This window comes from Janthinobacterium sp. ROICE36 (genome assembly GCF_002869965.1).
GTDB lineage: Bacteria > Pseudomonadota > Gammaproteobacteria > Burkholderiales > Burkholderiaceae_D > Janthinobacterium.
On record NZ_PEBS01000085.1, the window covers coordinates 1 to 22,452 of the forward strand.

Annotated in this window: 16 protein-coding genes; 10 read left to right on the forward strand and 6 right to left on the reverse strand. The window is 67.8% G+C overall.

Features of this window, described 5'->3' with window-relative positions; translation table 11 throughout:
* The first annotated feature begins 273 nt into the window (after positions 1–273).
* From CSZ94_RS23775 to CSZ94_RS23800, 6 genes are all read left to right on the forward strand, one after another.
* A complete protein-coding gene (locus CSZ94_RS23775; protein ID WP_102123788.1) occupies positions 274–1,602 on the forward strand; it encodes a hypothetical protein in 1,329 nt (442 codons plus the stop codon).
* Positions 1,603–1,930: 328 nt separating this feature from the next.
* Positions 1,931–2,788 (forward strand): serine O-acetyltransferase, encoded by an 858-nt coding sequence (cysE, locus tag CSZ94_RS23780; protein WP_102123789.1) that lies wholly within the window; start codon positions 1,931–1,933, stop codon positions 2,786–2,788.
* 122 nt (positions 2,789–2,910) lie between these two features.
* On the forward strand, positions 2,911–4,374 hold the full coding sequence (locus CSZ94_RS23785) for an MFS transporter (RefSeq protein WP_102123790.1): 1,464 nt from the start codon (positions 2,911–2,913) through the stop codon (positions 4,372–4,374).
* On the forward strand, positions 4,371–5,513 hold the full coding sequence (locus tag CSZ94_RS23790; RefSeq protein ID WP_102123791.1) for an efflux RND transporter periplasmic adaptor subunit: 1,143 nt from the start codon (positions 4,371–4,373) through the stop codon (positions 5,511–5,513). The genes CSZ94_RS23785 and CSZ94_RS23790 overlap by 4 nt, the downstream gene beginning before the upstream one ends.
* A 9-nt stretch (positions 5,514–5,522) precedes the next feature.
* Complete coding sequence (locus CSZ94_RS23795) at positions 5,523–8,663, forward strand: efflux RND transporter permease subunit (protein WP_102123792.1); 3,141 nt, start codon at positions 5,523–5,525, stop codon at positions 8,661–8,663.
* Between the two features lie 23 nt (positions 8,664–8,686).
* Complete coding sequence (locus CSZ94_RS23800; RefSeq protein WP_180977600.1) at positions 8,687–10,102, forward strand: efflux transporter outer membrane subunit; 1,416 nt, start codon at positions 8,687–8,689, stop codon at positions 10,100–10,102.
* A gap of 19 nt (positions 10,103–10,121) precedes the next feature.
* Here CSZ94_RS23800 and CSZ94_RS23805 read toward each other — a convergent pair whose 3' ends face one another.
* A complete protein-coding gene (locus CSZ94_RS23805; RefSeq protein ID WP_102123794.1) occupies positions 10,122–11,027 on the reverse strand; it encodes a LysR family transcriptional regulator in 906 nt (301 codons plus the stop codon).
* A gap of 46 nt (positions 11,028–11,073) precedes the next feature.
* On the opposite strand from CSZ94_RS23805, the gene CSZ94_RS28140 reads away from it, so the two are divergent.
* Positions 11,074–11,244 (forward strand): hypothetical protein, encoded by a 171-nt coding sequence (locus CSZ94_RS28140; RefSeq protein ID WP_180977601.1) that lies wholly within the window; start codon positions 11,074–11,076, stop codon positions 11,242–11,244.
* A complete protein-coding gene (locus tag CSZ94_RS28145; protein WP_180977602.1) occupies positions 11,241–11,399 on the forward strand; it encodes a hypothetical protein in 159 nt (52 codons plus the stop codon). The genes CSZ94_RS28140 and CSZ94_RS28145 overlap by 4 nt, the downstream gene beginning before the upstream one ends.
* Positions 11,400–11,407: 8 nt before the next feature.
* Here the strand turns inward: CSZ94_RS28145 and CSZ94_RS23810 are convergent, their stop codons facing one another.
* The 5 genes from CSZ94_RS23810 to gshA form a co-directional block, all read right to left on the reverse strand.
* Positions 11,408–12,220, reverse strand: coding sequence for an HvfC/BufC N-terminal domain-containing protein (locus tag CSZ94_RS23810; RefSeq protein WP_102123795.1), 813 nt, complete (start codon positions 12,218–12,220; stop codon positions 11,408–11,410).
* Complete coding sequence (gene bufB / locus CSZ94_RS23815; RefSeq protein WP_102123796.1) at positions 12,210–13,070, reverse strand: MNIO family bufferin maturase; 861 nt, start codon at positions 13,068–13,070, stop codon at positions 12,210–12,212. Before bufB ends, CSZ94_RS23810 begins: the two co-directional genes overlap by 11 nt.
* Positions 13,070–14,575, reverse strand: coding sequence for a BufA1 family periplasmic bufferin-type metallophore (gene bufA1, locus CSZ94_RS23820; protein ID WP_102123797.1), 1,506 nt, complete (start codon positions 14,573–14,575; stop codon positions 13,070–13,072). The genes bufB and bufA1 overlap by 1 nt, the downstream gene beginning before the upstream one ends.
* A gap of 65 nt (positions 14,576–14,640) precedes the next feature.
* On the reverse strand, positions 14,641–15,036 hold the full coding sequence (gloA, locus tag CSZ94_RS23825) for a lactoylglutathione lyase (RefSeq protein WP_102123800.1): 396 nt from the start codon (positions 15,034–15,036) through the stop codon (positions 14,641–14,643).
* A 35-nt stretch (positions 15,037–15,071) separates the two neighbouring features.
* Entirely contained in the window at positions 15,072–16,703 is a 1,632-nt protein-coding gene (gene gshA, locus CSZ94_RS23830; protein ID WP_102123798.1) for a glutamate--cysteine ligase, read from the reverse strand.
* 418 nt (positions 16,704–17,121) lie between these two features.
* On the opposite strand from gshA, the gene CSZ94_RS23835 reads away from it, so the two are divergent.
* Together CSZ94_RS23835 and CSZ94_RS23840 are read left to right on the forward strand one after the other, a co-directional pair.
* On the forward strand, positions 17,122–20,637 hold the full coding sequence (locus CSZ94_RS23835; protein WP_102123801.1) for an indolepyruvate ferredoxin oxidoreductase family protein: 3,516 nt from the start codon (positions 17,122–17,124) through the stop codon (positions 20,635–20,637).
* Between the two features lie 68 nt (positions 20,638–20,705).
* Positions 20,706–22,109, forward strand: a complete 1,404-nt coding sequence (locus tag CSZ94_RS23840) for an SLC13 family permease (protein ID WP_102123799.1) — start codon at positions 20,706–20,708, stop codon at positions 22,107–22,109.
* Positions 22,110–22,452: the final 343 nt, after the last annotated feature.

Sequence of the window (22,452 nt, forward strand, 5' to 3'; positions counted from 1 at the left end):
GTTTGGTGACGACGAGAAGAAGTCACAGGGAAAGAGCAATACGGGTCAGCGCCGCGCAGCTGAAGCAGTGGAAACGGGCACAGCTTAAATTAGTCGGCAAAGTGTCTTGACTAATGGATCCACTTTAGACGGACGGTGCGTAAGTTCATTGCCACGCCGCGCCAGCGACTGGCCTGGGCCCTCGCCGCATCTTTCATAGTCATTTGCCTTGCGCTCTGGCTCAACTGGCCAAGCTATGCAGGTCACCAGACTACCCATTCACCTGGAGAACTCATGAAACAGTTCCTTGCGCTGCCCATGCTCGCCGCTTTCTCCCTATTTGCGCTATTGACAGCCTGCGCCGTGAAACCTGCGCAGAAAGAAGACGATCTCCCGAAAATCACGGCCCATGCTCCTTTCCGGGCACAAGTGGTGGGCCTGCAGTGGCTCAATCCACTGCAACGGCTCGACTATCCGACCGAGTGGCAACTGCTATGGACGTTGGGATTGGCCAAGCCCAACAAAAATGACGATATGGTCAGGACAGATCCTCGAGGTTTCAGCACCTTGCAGGCCGTCGCCCCGATTGCTCACGATCTCGATGGTACGGAAACGTTCAAGGGCTATCACCACAAATATCTGCGCGAGCTGATGACCAATTTCCACGATATTTACTATTCCAGCCCCACCTACTTCTACCATGTCTATCCCAAGGATAAGAAACAGAACTGGCGCGAACTGGCCGGCATCCGCGTCGAATATGCCCTGCCTGAAGGAAAATTCGATCTGGCAGAAGTACACCAATTCACGCAGCAAACCATCACCAGCACCTTCAGCATCGGCAACCCCCACTTCCCCACCCTGTGGACCCGCGCCACCCCACCCGACGTGCGCATCACCCTGCGCGGCAACAACGCGGGCTACACCTCCCTGCAGGCCGCGCTGGCTTACCTGGAAACGCATCCCAAGGAAACCGTATGGGTCATGAACTGGGACGCGCCGAGCCGGCCGAAAACCATGCAGATCAATGAAAACCTGGTGCTGCTGGTGCTGGCCGGTCCCGATTTCAAGACGGAGCGGGCGGCGCTGGCGTGGCTAGGCTATCCGGCCAAGAAGAATGTGGCCGATTTTGAACTGAGCAAGGACAAGCCCCCGCGCGCCGTGCAGGCGTGGCAGGCGCTCTTTGCCGAAGCGGCGCGCCAGGGCGGCAAGACGGAAGAAGACATCGGCTACGTCATCCACGATGCCAGCCAGACCCTGCCCAGCTCATCCGACCGGCTGGGACAACTGGCGCACGCGCTGACGCTGGAAGTGCCGGGCTTCGACTTCCTGCGACAGACCTTCAACACGCCGGCACTACTGGGCGAAATGGGCGCCGGCACGGCGCTGACCAATGTCGCCCTGGGCATCGCCGATGCGAACCACGTCGGCAAGCCGGTGCTGGTGGCGGGCACCAGCGATCCTGCCAGCGTCACGGGCGTGCTGGTCACACCGCCGGCTACGGTGCGGCCCATCGCCCACGACAAGCCATGGTTCCGCGCGCGCGGCGAAAACAATGCCTATTTGCCGTGGTGGGGTATCCGCCACGACGTGCACGACGATTTCCAGGGCTACTCGCAGTAACCGCCGGGCGACTGGCTGCCGGTCCGCTGCGATTTTTCCCGCCACGCGGCTGCGCTGCGCAGCCTCCTTACCTCTCCCACTCACCGCCCCCGCTGCGCCGCCTGCCCCAGCGGCAGCGCAGCATTCGCCCACGCCACTGCCGCCCCAAGCATCAGGAATCGTGAGCCGCGCGCTCAGTAATTACGATTTGCTTCGCCCCCCTGCGGCGGCTTATCGTGTACCCGCAATGCACGCAGCCCGGCTTTCCGGAATCCTGGGTCTTTGCCAGCCGGCGCCGGCGTTGTAGCCAGGCGCCCTCCTTTCCTCCTTGGCCTGGACAGGCGCCACCATGACTTACTTGACATACGCCAGCCCCCTGCCGCCCGCGCCGCCCTTGGGCCGCATCGATACCGCCGCAGCCAGCCAGCCCGCAGGCGTGGACGGTGCCTGGGAACAGGTGCGCGAACTGGCGCAGCGGCTCGCTGCGCGCGAGCCGCTGCTGCGCCCCATGCTCGACGAGCTGATACTGCCGCACGACGGTGCCGCAGGGCTGCTAGCCGCCGTCCTGGCACACCGCCTGGGCGCGCGCGACATGCGTCCGGCGGTGCTGCGTCCCCTGTTCGAAGACATTTTAAGCACCCAGCTGCCGATCCTGGCCAGCATCACGGCCGACCTTGCAGCCATCGCACAGCGCGATCCGGCCTGTCCGGACAGCCTGCACGCGCTGCTGAACCTGAAGGGTTTTCATGCCCTGCAAACCTACCGCATGGCGCACCATCTGTGGGCGGCGGGCCGCAGGGAGGCCGCTTTTTCCCTGTCCAGCCATGCGGCCAGCATCTTCGGCATCGACATCCATCCGGCCGCGCGCATCGGCGCGGGCATCATGCTCGATCACGGCAGCGGCATCGTCATCGGTGAAACGGCCGTGGTCGAAGACTACGTCTCCATCCTGCAGAACGTTACCCTCGGAGGTACCGGCAAGGAGCATGGCGACCGCCATCCCAAGATCCGCTCGGGCGTGATGCTGGGCGCTGGCGCCAAAATCCTCGGCAATATCGAAATCGGCGCCATGAGCAAAGTGGCCGCCGGCAGCGTGGTGTTGCGCGACGTGCCGGCGCATTGCACCGTGGCCGGCATTCCCGGGCGCATCGTCCGCTACCACCAGGCCGAGAGCCTGCCCGCCTTCGAGATGGACCAGATGCTGTAGCCCGTCCAGCGGCACACTGACATGGCGTCAAACGCAACAACAATGTGCAAATGATGCGTCTTCCGCCATGCCAAATCCCTCAGTACCATGGAATGACTCTTATTGGATGGACAAACCACGCTATGAATTCGCCGTCAAAACCCGTACCACCGAGCCAGCAAGCCACCCTCGCAGGCGCCACCAAGCGACCGGTGCGCGGCGCGCTTGCCAGCCTGTCACTGGCGATGCTGCTGCCCGCGCTGGGCACCAGCATCGCCAACGTGGGCCTGCCCGACATGGCCAGGGCCCTGCACGCGCCGTTCCAGGATGTGCAGTGGATCGTGCTGGCCTATCTGCTGGCCATCACCGCCCTGATCGTCAGCGTGGGCCGCCTCGGCGACATGGTCGGCCGGCGCCGCCTGCTGCTGGCCGGCATCGCGCTGTTTGCCGTCGCCTCCATCCTGTGCGCCCTGGCGCCCAGTTTGTGGTTGCTGGTCGCCGCGCGGGCCCTGCAAGGCCTGGGCGCTTCCGTCATGATGGCGCTGACCATGGCCTTTGTCGGCAGCACCGTGCCCAAGGCGCAGACCGGCAGCGCCATGGGCCTGCTCGGCACCATGTCGGCCGTCGGCACCACGCTCGGCCCGGCGCTGGGCGGCCTGCTGATCGCCCGCTTCGGCTGGCAAGCCATTTTCCTCGTCAACGTGCCGCTGGCGGGCGTGGCCCTGCTGATGGCCTGGCGCTTCCTGCCGGCGGACCAGCACAGCGCACACGCCAAGCGACCGGTGTTCGACCACCGCGGCACCCTGCTGTTGACGTTGACCCTGGCCGCCTATGCACTGGCCATGACCCTGGGCCGCGGCCATTTCGGCATGCGCAACGTGGCCCTGCTGCTGGCTGCCTGCGTGGGCGCCGCCTTGTTCGTGTATGTGGAACTGAAGGCGCCGGCGCCGCTGATACGCCTGGCCATGCTGCGTGCGCCGGTGCTCAGCGCCGGCCTGGCGACCAGCATGCTGGTATCGACGGTCATGATGTCCACCCTCGTGGTCGGTCCCTTCTACCTGGCGCGCGGCCTGGGCCTGGGCACGGCCATCACCGGCATGGTGCTGGCGGCCGGGCCGCTGGTGGCGGCATTCTGCGGCGTGCCCTCCGGCTGGCTGGTGGACCGCTATGGCGCGCAGCGCATGGGCGGCGCGGGCCTGTGCGGCGCGGTCAGCGCATGCCTGGCGCTGACCCTGCTGCCGGCCAGCCTGGGCATCCCCGGCTACGTCGCGCCCATCATGCTGCTCACGTCCAGTTATGCGCTGTTCCAGGCAGCCAACAATACCGCCGTGATGGGCGACATCGTTGCCGATCAGCGCGGCGTCATCTCCGGCATGCTCAATCTGTCGCGCAATCTCGGCCTCGTCACGGGCGCCTCCGTGATGGGCGCCATCTTCGCGGCCAGCGCCAGCGCCAGCGATATCGCCAGCGCCCCGCCAGCCGCCATGATCCGTGGCATGCACGCCACCTTTGCCGTGGCCAGCGCGCTGATACTCGCCGCACTGGCCATTTTCGCGCTCGGCCGCACCCTGGCCAAGCCCCCTACGTCTTCTGGAGACCCCGCATGATGCGCCCCCGTCCGATTCCGTCCCTGCCCGTCCCGCTGTTACTGCTGCTGGCGCTGGCCTGCAGCGCCACCTTGTCCGGCTGCGGCCGCTCCCAGGCCGCGCCTGGCGGCGCGCCGCCCAAGCCCACCGTTTCCGTGGCGCTGCCGGAAACGTCGATGGTGCAAGCGACCCTCGACTACACGGGCCGTATCGAGCCTTCGCAGCGCGTGGAAGTGCGCTCGCGCGTGTCGGGCTACCTGCAGCAGATCGCCTTTCGCGATGGCCAGCAAGTCAAGGCTGGCGATGCGCTGTTCGTCATCGATCCGCGTCCCTTTGCTGCGGCGCGCGACCGCGCCCAGGCCAGCCTGGCCCAGGCCAGCGCGCGCAGCAAGCTGGCAATTGCCCAATTCGAGCGCAGCAGCCGCCTACAGCAAACGGGCGCGGCCAGCACCGAGGAACTGGAACGGGCGCGCGGCGAATTGGAAGGCGCACAGGCGGCCGTCATGCTGAGTCAGGCGGAATTGCGCAGCGCCGCACTGGAGCTGTCCTTCACCACCATGCGCGCGCCCATCGCCGGCACCGTCTCGGACCGCCGCGTCGATGTCGGCAACTACGTGGCCGGCGGTGCGACGCAGAGCAGCGTGCTGACCACCATCGTTGCGCACAGCCCCGTGCGCGCCATGGTCGATTTGTCAGAGGCTGATTTCCAGCGCCTGCGCCAGCAAAGCAAGCTGCCATCCAAGGTGCAACTGGCGCTCGATGGCGGCGGTCCCGACCAGGACGCCACGGTGGACTTCATCGACAACGAAATCAGCGCCCGCTCGGGCACGGTGCGCCTGCGCGCCAGCCTGGCCAACGCCGACCACGCCATCATGCCAGGCAGCTTTGCCCGCGTGCGCATCCCCGTCGGCGCGGCGCAAGAGCGCCTGCTGGTGCCTGACGCCGCCATCCTTAATGACCAGAACAAGAAGATGGTGTTCGTCGTGGACGCAGCGGGCAAGGTAGCGCCGCGCAAGCTGGAATTGGGCGGCCTGCGGGGCGACAAGCAGATCGTGCTGTCCGGCCTCGGCCCACAGGACAGGGTCATCGTCTCCGGCGCGGCCAAGGTGCACCCGGGCGACCAGGTGCTGGTGGCCGCTCCGCGCGCCAACGGCGCATAAGGAGAAGCCATGCGTTTCTCCCAATTTTTCATCCGCCGCCCCGTGTTTGCCATCGTGCTGTCGATCCTGATCACGCTGGTGGGCGCGGTGTCGGCCCTGCGCCTGCCGATCTCGGAGTTTCCCGAGATCGTACCCCCGACGGTGACGGTGAAGGCCAATTATCCGGGCGCCTCGGCGCAGGAAATCGCCGACACCGTCGCCGCGCCGATCGAACAGGAAATCAATGGCGTCGACGGCATGCTCTACATGTCCTCGCAATCGGTGGGTGACGGCAAGCTGACCATCAGCGTGGTGTTCAAGCCGGGCACCAACGTCGAGCAGGCCCAGTCGCTGGTGCAGAACCGCGTGGCGGTGGCCGAAGCGCGCCTGCCCGAAGCCGTGCGCCGGCTGGGGCTGGCCGTCAAGAAGGCCTCGCCCGACCTGCTGATGGTGGTGCTGTTCGATTCGCCGAAAGGCACGCGCGACCAGCAGTACATCTCCAACTTCATCGGCACCGCCATCAAGGACAAGCTGGCCCGCGTCGAAGGCGTCGGTGACATCTACACGCGCGGCGCGCGCGACTTCTCGATGCGCATCTGGCTCGATCCGACGCGCGTGGCCTCGCTGGGCTTGACGGCGCCGGAAGTGATCGCCGCCGTGCGGCAAGCCAACTCGCAGGTCGCCGCGGGGGTCTTGAACCAGCCGCCGGGCGGCAGCGACGGCGCCTACCAGGTGCAGGTGCAGGCGCAAAGCCGCCTGCGCGACGTGGCCGAATTCGAATCCATCGTCGTGGCCGCCCGTGCCGAGGCCGGCGTGGTGCGCCTGCGCGACGTGGCGCGCGTCGAGATGGGCGCGCAGGACTACACGGAAAGCGGCTTTGTCGACAACCGCACGGCCATCGCGCTGGGCATCAGCCTGCTGCCCGGCTCGAATGCGCTGGCCACCGGCGACCGCGTGCTGGCCCAACTGGCCAAAATGGAAGCCGATTTCCCGCAGGACGTGGCCTACCACGCGTATTACAATCCGACCGAGTTCATCCGCTCCTCGATCGACAAGGTGCGCAACACCATCTTCGAGGCGGCGCTGCTGGTGTGCCTGGCCATGCTGCTGTTCCTCGGCTCGTGGCGCGCCGCCATCATTCCCATCCTGGCCATTCCCGTGTCCCTGGTCGGCACCTTCACGGTGCTTGCCGCGATGGGCTATACCTTGAATACCCTGTCGCTATTCGGCCTGGTGCTGGCCATCGGCATCGTCGTCGATGACGCCATCGTGGTGGTGGAAAACGTCGAGCGCCACATGGAGGAAGGCATGAGCCCCGTCGCTGCAGCGCAGCGCAGCATGAACGAGGTGGGCTTCGCCCTGGTCGCCATCGCGCTGGTGCTGGTGGCGGTGTTCGTGCCGACGGCCTTCATCGATGGCATCTCCGGCATGTTCTACCGCCAGTTCGCCGTCACCATCGCCGCCTCCACCGTGATCTCGGCGCTGGTCTCGCTGACGCTGTCGCCGGCCCTGGCCGCGCTGCTGCTCAAACCGCAGCACGATGCCAGCAGCCTGGGCGCTCGCTGGATGAGCATCTTCAACCGCGGCTTTTCCCGCCTGACGGGCGGCTACGTACAGCTGACCGGGCGCATACTCTCGCGCCGCTGGCTGATGCTGCCCGTGTACCTGGTGCTGGCGGGCCTGACCCTGTGGCGCCTGGACGTCACTCCGCGCGGCTTCGTGCCGCAGCTGGACCGCGGCTATGCCATCGTCTCGATCCAGCTGCCGGCCGGCTCGACCCTGGCGCGCACCAGCGAAGTGGTGCAGGACGCCACGGCCCGCCTGATGAGCCATCCCGGCGTGGCCCACACGGCCGCCTTCGTCGGCACCGACGGCGCCACGTTTACCTCGGCGCCCAACACAGCCGTCATCTTCACCATATTCAAGGACTTCGGCACGCGCGCCAGCGATGGCCTGAACGGCCCGGCCATGCTGGGCGCCATGCGCGCCAGGCTGGCGCCCATCAGCGCGGCGCGCGTGATGGTGATACCACCACCTTCCGTGCCTGGCATCGGCACCGGCGGCGGCTTCAAGCTGATGCTGCGCGACACGGGCGGCCTGGGACCGCAAGCCTTGCAGGCGGCCGCGCGCGGCATCGTCGAGGAAGCGTCCAAGCTGCCCTCGGTGATGGGCGCCTTCACGCCGTTCAACGCCATGAACCCGCAGATCAAGGTTGAACTGGACCGCACCAAGGCTGAATACCTGGGCGTGCCGCTGCTGCGCGTCAACGAGACCCTGCAAAGCTACATGGCGCCCGTGTTCGTCAACGACATGAATCTGATGGGCCGGGTCTGGCGCGTCACCGCGCAGGCGGACGCACCCTACCGGCGCAGCGTGGCCGACCTGGCCGCGCTCAAAACGCGCGCCGCCAACGGCGACATGGTCCCGCTGGGCAGCGTGGCCACCTTCAGCGAAGGCACGGCGCCGTTCCGCGTACCGCGCTACAACCTGTATCCGGCCGCCGAAATCCAGGGCAGCACCAAGCCTGGCTACTCGACGGGGCAAACCATCGCCGCGATGGAAGAGCTGCTCAAGGCACGCCTGCCAGCCGGCTTCGATTACGAGTGGACGGAACTGGCGCTGCAGGAAAAACACGCGGGCGGCAGCACCGGCATGGTGCTGGGCCTGGCCGTGCTGCTAGTGTACTTGCTGCTGGCGGCCCTGTTTGAAAGCTGGCTGCTGCCCCTGTCCGTCGTGCTGATCGTACCCAGCTGCGTGCTGGCCACGCTGATCGGGGTATCGTGGCGCGGCCTGGACAACAACGTGCTGACGCAGATCAGCATCGTGGTGCTGATCGGCCTGGCGGCCAAGAATGCCATCCTGATCGTTGAATTCGCGCGCCAGGCGATGGCAGCCGGCGCCGATGCGCGCGAAGCGGCCATCGCCGCCGCCCGCACGCGCTTGCGGCCGATCCTGATGACGTCGCTGGCCTTCCTGCTGGGCGCGATACCGCTGATGCTGTCTTCCGGTCCGGGCGCGGAAATGCGCCAGTCGATGGGCACGGCCGTTTTCGCCGGCATGCTCGGCGTGACCTTGTCGGGCCTGTTGTTTACACCTTTGTTTTTCACCTTGCTGAGCAGGCGCCGCGCGGCGCCTGTGACGCGTACGGTCGCGCTGGGAGAAGCCGCATGAACCGCATGAACCGCATGAGACACATGACAGCCATGACAGCACCCGTGCTGGCGGCGCTGCTGGCCCTGGCCGGCTGCAGCGTCGGCACGCCCACGGCGACGCGCGCGCAAGGCACGGCGCAGCTGCCGCGCCTGCCCTCGGTCGCCGGCGCACCAGAGCTGCAGGCCGGCGCGCCGCCGTCGCTGTGGTGGCAAGAGCTGGGCGACGCCGGGCTGGAGCAGCTGGTGCGGCGCGCCTGGCAAGACAATTACGACGTGCGCATCGCCGCCGCGCGCCTGGCCAGTGCCAGCGAGTTCGCGCAAGCGGCGCGCGGCGCCCGCCTGCCGGCGGTAGACCTCGAGGCCCAGGCCGGGCGCGCGCGTCTGGCGGCGATCGAGAGCAGCGACGGCCAGCCACACATCGCCTCGCCGGTGCAGTGGAACGCCGTCTTCAGCTGGGAGCTCGACCTGTTCGGCCGCGTGCGCCACAGCATCGCCGCGGCCGAGGCATCGGCGGACGAGCGCGCCGCCGTGCGCGACGACGTGCGGCGCCTGATCCTGGCGCAGGTGGTCGATGCCTACCTGGTGCTGCGCGGCGCGCAGCAGATGCGCGCCAGCCTGCAGGAGCAATTGTCGAACCAGTCCGGCACCTTGCGCCTGGTGCGCGAGCGCGAGAACGCGGGCCGCGCCGCGCCGGCCGAACGCATGCGCGCCGAAGCGCAGATGCGCCTGGCCAGCGCCCGCCTGCCCAGCCTGAATGCCGAGGAGCGCGTGGCGCGCAACCGCCTGGCCACCCTCACGGGGCAGCGCCTCGATGCGCCGGAACTGGCGGCACTCGACCAGCCGATGCCGCTGGCGCTGCCGCAGACACTGCTGACGGACGAACCGGCGCACCTGCTGCTGCGCCGGCCCGACGTGCGCGCGGCCGAACGCGCACTGGCGGCGGCCAGCGCCCGCGAAGGCGCGGCCATCGCCGAGCGCTTCCCGCGCATCAGTCTGGGCGCGCTGTTCGGCGCCTCAGGCGTGGCCGGCGACTGGAATGGCAGCGATGCGGCGCGCTGGCATGCGGGCGCCGCCTTTTCCCTGCCGCTGTTCGACGGCGGCACGCGCCGCGCCCGCGCGCGCGCAGCCGGCGCTGAAGTGCTGGCCGCGCAAGCTGGCTTCGACAAGGCGCTGGCACTGGCACTGGAAGAAACCGACAGCGCCATCGCGCAATGGGTGCAGCTGCGCAGCCGCCATGCGCAACTGCGCGAGGCGCACCAGCTGGCGCAGGAAAGTGCGCGCCTGGCCCGCGTGCGCTACCAGGAAGGCGCGGAAAGCCTGCTCGGGGTGCTCGAAGCCGAACGCATTGCGCTGGCCACGCAGGAGCAGCTGGTGACGGCCCAGCGCGACGTGGCCATCGCCACCGCCCATGGCTACACTGCCATGGCGGGCGGCTTCGACGGGCCCGTGCCGCGCTAGAAAGACGCTGCCAGCGGCGTCAGGCGGCGCCTGCCTGAGCAGCGCAGGCATCGAACACGCAGCCGCGCAGCCAGCGGTGGGCCGGGTCGGCGTCCATGCGCGGATGCCACATCAGCGAGACGGTCAGGTCCGGCATGCGCAACGGCAGCACAAAGCTGAACATGCCGGCGCGCAGATTGCCCGTATGCCGTTCCGGCACGGTGGCGATCAGGTCGGAGCCGGCGGCCAGCGCCAGCGCCGCCGTAAAGCCGCCGACGATGCTGGCGATCGTCCGCTGCAGTCCCAGGGCGGCCAAAGCGTCGTCCATCGGTCCCGTATCCTGGTCGCGCCGCGCCACCAGCACATGCTGGCCGGCAGCATAGCGCTCGGCGCCGATTTCTCCTTGCGCCAACGGATGGCCGCTGCGCACCACGCCCACGAAACGGTCGCCGAACAGCCGCCGCGTGCGCACTTCCGGGCTGGTGAAATTGCCGATCACGCCCGTCTCCAGGTCGATGCTGCCCTCGCGCAGCTGGACGCTTTCGCGGTCGACCTTTTGCACGAAACGCAGCCGCACACCAGGCGCCTGCGCGCCGATATGCGCGAGCAGCGCCGGACCGAAATTTTCCACGAAACCGTCGCTCGAACGCAGCGTAAATATCTGTTCCAGCTGGCGCGGATCGAGCCGTTGCGCCGGCCCCAGCACGGCCAGCGCCTCGCCCACCAGGTGGCCCACCCGTTCGCGCAATTCCAGCGCGCGCGGCGTGGGCACCAGTTCGCGCCCGGCGCGCACCAGCAGCGGATCGCCGGTCGTCTCGCGCAGGCGCGCCAGGGCCCGGCTCATGGCCGATGGACTCAGGCGCAAGCGCCGCGCGGCGCGCGTGACGCTGCCTTCGGCAAGCAAGACATCGAGGGTGATTAACAGGTTCAAATCGGGGATCGACATAGTTGCTTACCTTAGCATGATTTGCTTGGCCCATGGCGTCAGACGCATGGATACATTGCGCGCCACACGCCTTCCGGCGCGCTTGGCGCGGCGCTACGATGACTGCATCGCCACTTTGATCGACAACGACATGCCAGCCATTCTTGCGCCTTCATCCGCCCATGCCGCCCGCGCCGGCCAGCACGCACCGGCATCGATGCCGTGGAGCGCCCGGTGAGCCGCCTGCTGTCCTGGGCGGCGCGTTTCCTCGTGCCGGGCAGCGTGGCGCGCATCCAGGAGCAGGACGGCAGCGAAGGCAAGGCTGCGGCCGCGCCGGCCGATGCCTATCCGCTCGACGCCACCGGCTGGGGCACCTGCGGCTGGCCATTGTAGGCACGCCTTTAGGTCAGCGCGCGCGCGCCATCGCGCGCCTGCACCAGCACGCCATCGGCCAGCCAGCGCAGCAGCAAGGGCGCCGGCGTGAATGGCGCGCCAGCCTTGTCCAGCATGTGCGCCTGCTGCGCTGCCGCCAGTGCAGCGCCCAGGGTGGCCCCGCCCGCCAGCATGTCCAGCGCCGCAGCTTCCACCGAATCGATCTCGCGCACCCGCGCCGTCCAGCCGCTGCGGTACACCAGCGCCAGCGTGTCGCCCATCGCATCGGGCGGCATGACGTGTTGCCCCGGTGCGTCGTGCGCCAGCCAGATCGCCGCCGCGCGCCAAGGCGAACGGTACAGCACGGCAGCTGGATGCAGCGCCAGCTGCCAGGCATCGACCTGGCCCGCCCCGGCCGCCTGCACGTCGCGCAATGTCAGGGCTGCGGCATCGGGTGCGCCATGCGCTTCGTGCAGCAGCCACTCCAGGCGCGCCACGTCGGCAAAATAGCCATGCGCGGCGGCCGGCGGCCAGGCGGCCAGAAACACTGGCAGGCTGGCGCCGAAACGCGCCAGGTCGGCGCAGCGCGAGGGATGGGCATCGCCGTAGGCATGCGCCATGCCCAGGAACCAGGAGGCGCCGCCCAGCGCGCGCAGCACCGGATACACGAGCTCCAGCGCGCGCGCGTGATGCTGGCGCAGCGCCTGGCCATAGCGCGCCAGGGCGCTGGCGCCGCGCGCATCGGCGCCCAGCCACGGCGCCAGCGCGCAGGCATCGGGCGTGCGCGCGCTGATCTGCGCGCCGAACGCGGCCTGCAAGCGCGCCAGCTCCTCAAGCGTCATCGCATGGCGCCAGGTTGGCCGGCGCACGCACCGCGTCGGCAAGCGCGCGCGCGCGGGCCACTTCGTCCAGCAAGGTGGTCAGCGGTGGCAAGTTGGTATCCCATTCGACCAGGGTAGGCAGCGGGCCGTAGCGGCGCAAGGCGGCGTGGTACAGTTCCCACACGGGCGCGGCCACCGGCGCGCCATGGTGGTCGATCAGCAGGCCGCCTTCATCGCAGTGGCCAGCCAGGTGCAGTTCACCGAGCAGTCCTGGCGCCAGAGCATTCATCGCGGCCAGGGCATCCTCGCCATGGTTGCATTGATTGACATACAGGTTGTTGATGTCGAGCAGCACGCGACAACCGGTGCGGCGCGCCACGCAGGCGAGGAACTCCGTCTCGCCCCAGCTGTCGCCGGGAAAGCGCAAATAGGTCGAGACATTTTCCAGCAGGATGCGACGGCCTAGTACCTCCTGCACCAGGTCCACGCGCTGGCAAACCAGTTCCAGGCTGGCCCGGTTCAACGGCAGCGGCAGCAAGTCGTTGAGCGTCGCCTCGCCGGTGGCGCCCCAGCACAGGTGCTCGGAGACCAGCATCGGCTCGATGCGCGCGGCCAGGCGGGCGATGCGCTCGACATGGCCCCGCGAAAAGCCGTGCACGGAGCCGAGGCCCATGCCGACGCCATGCAGCGAGACGGGATAATCGGCGCGCAGCGTCTCGAGCACATGCAAATCCCAGCCGCCTTCGGCCAGGTAGTTCTCGCTGTGGACCTCGAGCCAGTCCACGGGCTGGCGCCGCGCCAGCATGTCGCGATAATGTGCGCTGCGCAGGCCGATGCCCACCATGGGCACGGCAATATCGACCTCGCGCATCAGGGCATGCCGCGCGCGCCCGCTGGCGCCGCGCCGCCCTTGGCCGCCGTGCCGGGCGCCGCGTCCAGCTCGCGCACCACGCGCAGGCCTATCCAGCCGCGCCGCCCTTCCGCGCCCAGGCCCAGGCGGGTGGCCGCACGCACGAAGTTCGGCGTATCGGTCCAGGAGGCGCCGCGCGCCACGCGTTTCTTGCAGCCCGCTTCCTCCCACACGCGGCCATCTTTCGGCGCGCCCTCGTAGTCGCTGTGCCAGCAATCGGCCGTCCACTGCCACACATTGCCCAGCACATCGTACAGCCCTGCCGGATTGCGCGCGTAGCTGCCCACAGGCGCCGTGGTGGGCCAGTTGCCCGAGCCGGAGACCACGCCGCCGCAATGCTTCTGCTGCGGGCAGTCGTCGGGGCCGTACTTGGCGTCGCCGCGCGTAATGTCCTCGCCCCACCAGCGCGCCGTGACGCTGCCGGCGCGCGCCGCATATTCCCACTCGGCCTCGGTGGGCAGGCGGTAGCGCGCGCCGCTCTTTTTCGACAGCCAGCGCAGATAGCTTTGCGCGTCGTTCCAGCTGACGTTGACGGCCGGGCGCGTGCCGCGTCCCCAGCCTTCGTCCGATGGCCGGTAGCCGTCGCAGCCGCCATCCTGAACGCAGGCGTCGAATTGCTCGAACGTCAGGCTGAAGCGGCCGATGGCAAACGGCTGCAGGATCCCGACCGGGTGCTGGCCTTCATTGCCGAAGCGGCCGCTCTCGCCAGGCGGCGATCCCATGAGGAAGCGCCCGGCCGGCAGCGGCACCATTTCCGGGCAGGCGCCGTCGCAATCGCGAAACGATTTGCCGGCGGCCACGGGGGTGGTGAGGCTGGGGTCGACGGCGTCCAGCTGTTGCCGGGACAAATAGGCGGACAGGTTGGCGATATCGCCGTCCGTCAGGGGCGCCACGGCCGTGTTCATCAAGGGACTGACGCGCGCATGCGAACGAAAGGCGCGCAGCTGGGTGTCCAGATAGGCCAGATTCTGCCCGGCCAGTTTCGGATAATCGGCGACGGCGGCATTGCCCTTCGGTCCATGGCAGGCGGCGCACGCCGGCAGCGCGCGCGCCGCGTCGCCTTCGTGGTACAGCGCGTCGCCGGCCGCCACATCGGCCGGCGGACCGGTCCTGGCGGACGCCGCGCCCGGGCAGGCCAGCGGCGCCGCTTCCACCTTGCCGCCCAGCGCCGTGCACGTGCCGGCCGGGACGCTCATCCATTCGCCAGGATCGCGGTCGACGGTCGCCATGCCCGAGCACAAATGGAAGCAAGTGGTATTGGCGCATTCATTCTGGCCGGCTTTGGCCACGCCGTAGCAGATTTCGCTCTTGGCAGCGGCTTTTTTTTCCGGCGCCTGCGCCGGCGCGGGGACCGCCACGGCCAGCGCGCAGGCCGCAGCCACGGCCGCATGCACCAGCGCCTGCCGGTTCTGCGGCTGCGGCGCTGGCGATGTAGCGGTCTTGCCCGTCGTTGATACTTGCACCATGCGGTGACTCCTTTTTCAAAAAATGTCCGGCAGGCACGCCTGCCATGCCGTGTCAGCCGGTGCTGTCAGTCATAGTGCGCGCTCGCTTCGATCAGCTCGATGCGGTAGCCGTCGGGGTCCTGCACGAAGGCGATGATATTGCTGCCGTGTTTCATCGGCCCCGCTTCGCGCGTGACGGTGCCGCCATGCGCGCGCACCCTGGCGCACACGCCGGCCGCGTCGTCAACCGCCAGCGCCAGGTAACCGTAGGCGTCGCCGTGGGTATACGCTTGCCGGTCCCAGTTGTGCGTCAGTTCGATAGCGGCATGCGCCGGCGCTTCGCCATAGGCGACAATGGCGCGCGTAAAGCGCGCATCGGGATAGTCGTGGCGCCGCTGCAGGGTCATGCCCAGGGCGCCACGGTAAAAATGCAACGCGGCGTCGAGGTCGGCGACGCGCAGCATGGAATGCAGTATGCGCATGGTGTAATGGCTCGGATCAAATTGGGACAAGGGCTTCAGGCGACGCGCTGCTGTGGCAAGACAGCTTGCATGGCCGGTTCGTCCGGCACGGGCAGATAGCGGGCGCCGGCCTGGTAGCGCTGGACGAACTGGCCGAAGTCGCCGCTGTCGGCGCGTTCCACGCGCTCCTGCTCGGCCAGCGAGGCATCGGCCTGCGCCGTGAAGCGCGCCAGCGCCGCCGGTGCCAGGGGACGGCCGCGAAAATGCGCCGCGTGCGCCGCGCTCTGGCGCAGGGCAAACGCGTCAAAACTGCCCTGTTCGGCGCGGATCGCCTCCAGCACGCGCGCCGAGGGCGTCAGTGCCACGTCCGCCAGCTTGGCGCGCTGCGCCGCCAGCGCCGTGGCGCAATCATCGCCGCCGCGCGCCTGGTCCAGCAGCGCGGCCATGGGCGCAATGCGCTCAAGCAGTTCGCCGGCCCACGCCTGCAGGCCGACCTGTTCGCCGTGACGCTCCAGCAGCAGTCCCGGACGGCGCCCTTGCTGAACGGTACGGGCGAAATTCTCGGTGTTCTCGCGGCTTTCGGCATGGCCGGTGAGCGGGCTGTCCTGCAGCGCGCAAAACAGCAGAAAGGCGTCGAGGAAGTGACAGGCTGACGCGCCGATGCCCAGCGGCTCGAACGGGTCGACATCGAGGCAGCGCACCTCCACGTACTGCACGCCGCGCTGGGCCAGTGCGTGCAGGGGGCGTTCGCCGCTGTGCGCCACGCGCTTGGGGCGGATGGCCGAGTAGTACTCGTTCTCGATCTGCAAGCGGTTGGTATTGATCTGCACCCACTGCCCCTCGCGCCGCGTGCCCAGTTCGACATACGGCAGGTACGGATGGTTCATCGCCGCCGCCAGGCTGGTGATATAGCTGTCGAGCGTGTTGTAATCGGGGGTCAGGCCGGCCTGGGCATCGTTCTGGTAGCCCATGTCGCTCATGCGCAGGCTGGTGGCGTACGGCAGGTACAAGGTATCGGCCGACAGCTGCTGCAGCGGGAAAGCGCCGCGCCCCGGGAAATGCGCCGACAGGGCCGGCGCGGCGCCGAACAGATACATCAGCAGCCAGCCATAGCGGCGGAAGTTGCGGATCAGCGCAACATAGCTTTCCGACTGAAACTGCATCGCCGTGCAGTCATCGCCCTCGTCCGCGCGCAGGCGCTCCCAGAATGCGGGCGGCAGCGAGTAGTTGTAGTGGATGCCGGCGATGCACTGCATGCTTTTGCCATAGCGCAACGCCAGGCCGCGCCGGTAGACATGCTTGAGCATGCCGATGTGCGATCTGCCGTACCAGGCGATCGGGATGTCGGCGTCGGCGGGCAGGCGGCACGGCATCGAGTGGCTCCACAGCATTTCGTCGCCCAGTCCGCTGAAGACGAAACGGTGCAAGGCGTCGTAGCCGTCCAACATGGCGGCCGTGTCTTGCTCGGGCGGCGTGATCAGCTCGATCAGCGCCTCCGCATAGTCGGTCGTGATGGTGGGATGGGTCAGGGCCGCGCCCAGCGCCAGCGGATGCGCCGTGGCGGCCAGGTGGCCGCGGCCGTCCACGCGCAGCGCTTCGCGTTCGATGCCGCGCAACCCCTGGGCCAGCAGAGCAAGTCCGTCCGCGTCTGCCAGCAGCGCCATGCGGCGCGTCAATAATGAACTCATAGCTGTGCTGCCTTTGCAAAAAAAACATCGTTCGGCTTTCCATCTCGACGCCGACGATAAGCCCCAAGCCCCGCACCACACAACTCGCAAATCCTGAGTACGGGGATCAGAAACACTGATGCCACGGGCCAGGCACCGGCGTTTGCGGGGCGGCCGCCAGGCACCGGCGTTCGCATCAGCGTTATTGAGTGCTGCACTCAGCATTTGCGAATTGCGCCGTCCCGTCCGGCCCCTTATCTTGATAAACGAATATCAATAGACGGAAAAGTTTGGGTGCGCCGGCAGCGCGACCCTCTTCCGTATCCGGCGCGCCGACACGGCCGCGTGCTCAAGACGCATGCATGCCTGCATGCGGCATGCAAGCCAACAAGGAAGCCGACAAGGCGATGGGAGAACACAGGTGGAAGTGATGGACAAGATGGTCGCGGACGACCCGGGCGCTGTACGCCTGAGCACTTATGCGCTGGAAGACAACTTGCTGGCACGCGGCGGCAGCGTCTTCCTGACCGGCACCCAGGCACTGGTGCGCCTGCCGCTGATGCAGCGCTGGCTGGACCGCGAGCGGGGCCTGAACACGGCCGGCTTCATCAGCGGCTACCGTGGCTCGCCGCTGGGCGGCTACGACCAGGCGCTGTGGCGCGCGCGCGGCGTGCTGGAAGCGCAGCAGATCCGCTTCCTGCCCGCCATCAACGAAGAGCTGGCCGCCACCGCCGTGCTGGGCAGCCAGCAGGTCGAGACCGATCCCCAGCGCACGGCCGATGGCGTATTCGCCCTGTGGTACGGCAAGGGACCGGGCGTGGACCGGGCCGGCGATGCGCTCAAGCATGGCAATGTGTACGGTTCCTCGCCGCACGGCGGCGTGCTGGTGGTGGCCGGCGACGATCACGGCTGCGTCTCGTCATCGATGCCGCACCAGAGCGATTTCGCCATGCAGGCGTGGAGCATGCCTATCGTCAATCCGGCCAGCATCGCCGAATACCTGGAATTTGGCCTGTACGGCTGGGCGCTGTCGCGCTTTTCCGGCATGTGGGTGGGCTTCAAGGCCATTTCCGAAACGGTGGAAAGCGGCGCCACGGTCGACCTGGACGCCCTGTGCACCCGCTTCGATCACCCGGCCGACTATAGCGTGCCGGCCAGCGGCCTGCATTACCGCTGGCCCGACCTGCCGGGCCTGCCCATCGAGACGCGCCATGCGCACAAGCTGGCCGCCGTGCACGCGTTCGCGCGCGCCAACAGCATCGACCGCCTGCTGTGCCCCAGCGCGCAAGCCGATATCGGCATCGTCACCTGTGGCAAGGCGCATCTCGACGTGCTGGAAGTACTGCGGCGCCTGGGCCTCAGTCTCGATGTGCTGGAACGTGCCGGCGTGCGCCTGTACAAGGTGGGCCTGAGCTTTCCGCTGGAACCCGTGCGCCTGGCGCAGTTCAAGGCCGGCCTGCGGGAAATCCTCGTCATCGAAGAAAAGCGACCGCTGGTGGAGCAGCAGATCCGCACCCTGTTCTACAACCTGCCGGACAGCGCCCGCCCGCTGGTGCTGGGCAAGCTCGATGCCAGCGGTGCGCCGCTGCTGCCAGCGCAGGGCGAACTGCGTCCTTCGCGCATCGCCGGCGTGCTGGCGGCCTGGCTGGCGCGGCACAAGCCGGCGCTCGACCGCCGCGCCCTGCTGCCCGGCTTCGCGCCCGCCGCGCTGCTGGCGAATGCGGCCGACGGCGTGCGGCGCCAGCCTTACTTTTGTTCCGGCTGCCCGCACAACAGCTCCACCAAGGTGCCGCAGGGTTCGCGCGCGCAGGCCGGCATCGGCTGCCATTTCATGGCCTCGTGGATGGAGCGCGATACCACCGGGCTGATACAGATGGGCGGCGAAGGCGTTGACTGGGTGGCGCACTCGATGTTCAGCACCACCCCGCACGTGTTCCAGAACCTGGGCGATGGCACGTATTTCCACTCGGGCTTCCTGGCCATCCGCCAGGCCATCGCCGGGCGCGCCAATATCACCTACAAGATTTTATACAACGACGCCGTGGCCATGACGGGCGGCCAGCCCATTGACGGCAGCCTGACGGTCGACGCCATCGCCTGGCAGGTGCATGCCGAGGGCGCCAAGGCGATTGCCGTGGTCAGCGACGCGCCGGAAAAATACGCGGGCCTGCGCGGCCGCTTCCCGCCGCCCGCCACCTTCCACGGACGCGAGGAGCTCGACCAGGTGCAGCGCCGCCTGCGCGAGGTCAAGGGCGTCAGCGTGCTGATTTACGACCAGACTTGCGCGGCCGAGCTGCGCCGGCGCCGCAAGAAAAAGGAATTACCCGATCCGCCGCGCCGCATGGTCATCAACAGCGCCGTGTGCGAAGGCTGCGGCGATTGCGGTGTCCAGTCGAACTGTCTGTCCATCGTCCCCCTGGAAACGGGCTACGGCCGCAAGCGCGCGATCGACCAATCGTCTTGCAACAAGGATTATTCCTGCGCCAACGGCTTTTGCCCCAGCTTCGTCTCCGTGCGCGGCGGCGCCTTGCGCAAGGCAGCCGATGCCGCCATCGACCCGCAGGCCCTGCGCCGCGCTGCAGCCGCCCTGCCCCCGCCCGCGCCGCATGCCTGGCACGGCCCGTTCAACCTGCTGGTGACGGGGGTGGGCGGCACGGGCGTGGTGACGCTGGGCGCGCTCGTCTCCATGGCCGCGCACCTGGAGGGCAAGCAAGCCTCGGTGCTCGACTTCATGGGCTTTGCGCAAAAAGGTGGCGCCGTGCTGTCCTTCGTGCGCCTGGCCCTGGCCGGCCAGGATCTGCACCAGGCGCGCATCGACATCGGCCAGAGCGATGCCATGCTGGCCTGCGACATGGTGGTCGGCGCCAGTGCCGACGCGCTGCAGACCCTGCGCCACGGCCACACCCGCGTGCTCGCCAACACGCACCAGTTTCCCACCGCCGCCATGGTGCGCGATCCGGATGCGCCGCAGCATGCGGGCGCCCTGATGGACAAGCTGCGCCACGCTGTCGGCGTGGAATACATCGCCGAATGCAACGGCCAGGTACTGGCGCGTCAGCTGATGGGCGACACCATCATGGCCAATATACTGCTGATGGGCTTTGCCTGGCAGCGCGGCCTGATCCCCGTCGGCCTGGCGGCGCTGGAACGGGCCATCGAATTGAATGGCGTGGCCGTCGACGCCAACAAGGCGGCCTTTGCCGCCGGCCGCCTGGCCGCCTGCGGCGCGCCCCTGCTGCAAGGCGTGGCCGCAGCTCCGGTGGTGCAACACGCCAGCCTGGGCGCGCTGGTGGAACAGCACAGCGCCATGCTGGCGCGCTACCAGAACGCGGCGCTGGCGGAACGCTTCCAGGCGTTTGTCGCGCGCGTGCGCGAGCGCGAAAGCGCCGTCTTCGGCGCCGATGTGCCGCCCGTGCTGACACTGGCCGTGGCGCGCGGCTACAGCAAGCTGCTGGCCTACAAGGATGAATATGAGGTGGCGCGGCTGTTCTCGGACGGCCAGTTCCAGCGCGAGCTGCGCCAGCAGTTCGAAGGCGACGTGACGCTCACCTTCCACATGGCGCCGCCGCTGCTGGGCAAGCGCAAGCGCGCCTTCGGCCCCTGGATGGGCAGGCTGCTGGCCTTGCTGGCCAGGGCCAGGGGACTGCGCGGCACGCGGTTCGACGTGTTTGGCTACAGCGCCGAACGGCGCCGCGAGCGCCAGCTGATCACCGACTACACGGCGCGCCTCGATGCCCTGCTGCCGCGCTTGAGCGCCGGGAACCTCGATTCCATCGTGGCGCTGGCCGAACTGCCGCAGGCCATCCGCGGCTACGGCCATGTGAAGCTGGCCAGCATCGATGCCGCCGAACTGCGCGCGCAAGCGCTGCTGGCCAGGCTGGAACAGCCAGCAGCCCCTGCCGCGCCACACGCCCAGCAGCCTTTCCGCAGCATCGCCATTCGGCGCTACCAGTAAACCATGTTTTTCATTGACCACCACCCGGCGCGGCGCCCTGCCGCGCCGGCGCGCCCAGGAGTGTTGCCTTGAAGTCCTTGTCCCTCGCCCTTCCCCTGCCCGCTGCGCACCTGCGCGCGCTGGCCGCCATCGTCGCGCTGACGCTCGCCAGCGGCTTGGCGGCCGCGCTCTACCTGCCGGCCTCCATGGCCGGCGTGGTGGCACTGCTGGTCTTTTGCATCAGCATGTGGGCCACGGCCCTGGTGCCCGAATACTGGCCGGCCCTGGCCTTCTTCCTGGTGGCGATGCTGTGCAATATGGCGCCCGCGCAAAGCGTGTTCTCCGGCCTGCAATCGACCACCTTCTGGCTGCTGTTCAGCGGCGCCGTGATGGGGGCGGCCATCGGCCACACTGGCCTGGGCAAGCGCGCAGCGGCCATCCTGTCGCGCATGCTGGGGCGGCGCTACGCGGGCGTCATCGCCGGCATCGTGCTGTTCAGCGTGGCGCTGGCCTTTGTCATGCCGTCGGGCATGGGCCGCGTGGTGCTGCTCATTCCCATCACCATGGCCGTGGCCGAGCATATCGGCTATGGCGCGGGCCACAATGGCCGCACGGGCATGCTGATGGCGGCCAGCTTTTCCAGCTTCCTGCCGACCTTCGCCATCCTGCCGTCTAACGCGCCGAACATGATCCTGTCGGGCATGGCGGACAATTTATATGGCCTGAAAATTGCGTATGTCGACTACCTTCTGCTGCATTTCCCCGTGCTGGGCATTCTCAAGTCCGTCCTGCTGGTGCTGCTGATCCTGTGGATGTTTCCCGCCGCCGACCCGGTGCGCGCGGCCGCGCCGGCGCAGCGGCAAGGCCCCATGTCGGCGCAGGAAACGGGACTGGCCGTGGTGCTGGGAGGGTGCCTGGCCCTATGGATGACGGACGGCCTGCACCATGTGTCGCCGGCCTGGATCGGCCTGGCCGCTGCCCTGGTCTGCCTGTGGCCGGCCGCCGACCTGACATCGAAAAAATGCCTGAACCAGGAAATCAACTATGGCTCGCTGCTGTTCGTGGCCGGCGTGATGGGCCTGGGCGCGGTGATTTCGGAAAGCGGCCTGGGCGAAGCCGTGGTGCACGGCCTGAGCCGGCATGCGCGCTTTGCGGCCGACACCCCGCTGTGGAACGCCGCCGTGCTGACAGTGATCTCGACGGTGGTGTCGCTGGTGACCAACCTGGCGGGCGTGCCGGCGACGATGACGCCGATGGCGCAAGACCTGGCGGCGGTCACGGGCCTGCCGCTGATGACGGTGCTGATGACGCAAGTGCTGGCGTTTTCGAATGTCTGCCTGCCCTACCAGGCGCCGCCCCTGATTTTCGCCATGCAGGCGGCCAGCCTGCCGGTGGCGGCCGTCACCCGCCTGTGCCTGAGCCTATTCATCCTCAGCCTGCTGATATTGACGCCGCTGGACTTCGTATGGTGGCACGTGCTGGGCCTGCTGTAGCGCGCTGGCCGGCACGCAGGAACTTTCTCACGAAAAGTAATAATTTGCGCCATTCCAAGGCTTAGCGGGCATCAAAATGGTGAAAAGGAGGATGGAAATGTCACAAATAATTACCCATCTTGCATGCATTGTTAATGCGTTATTCTTAATAAAATCACATATAATATATAGTTGAAAAACAAATAAGAGTATCTGAACTTCCACCCCTCTTTTAACGTAACTGTTCAGCCGGGGGCTGGCTGAATCGGGTTTCCAGCGAAGGCGCGTTGCAAGACGGCGAGCATGCCATGGCCTTGTTTCCGTAGCGTGTCGAGGCAGGAGCGAATAACGCAGAAGTTTTGCG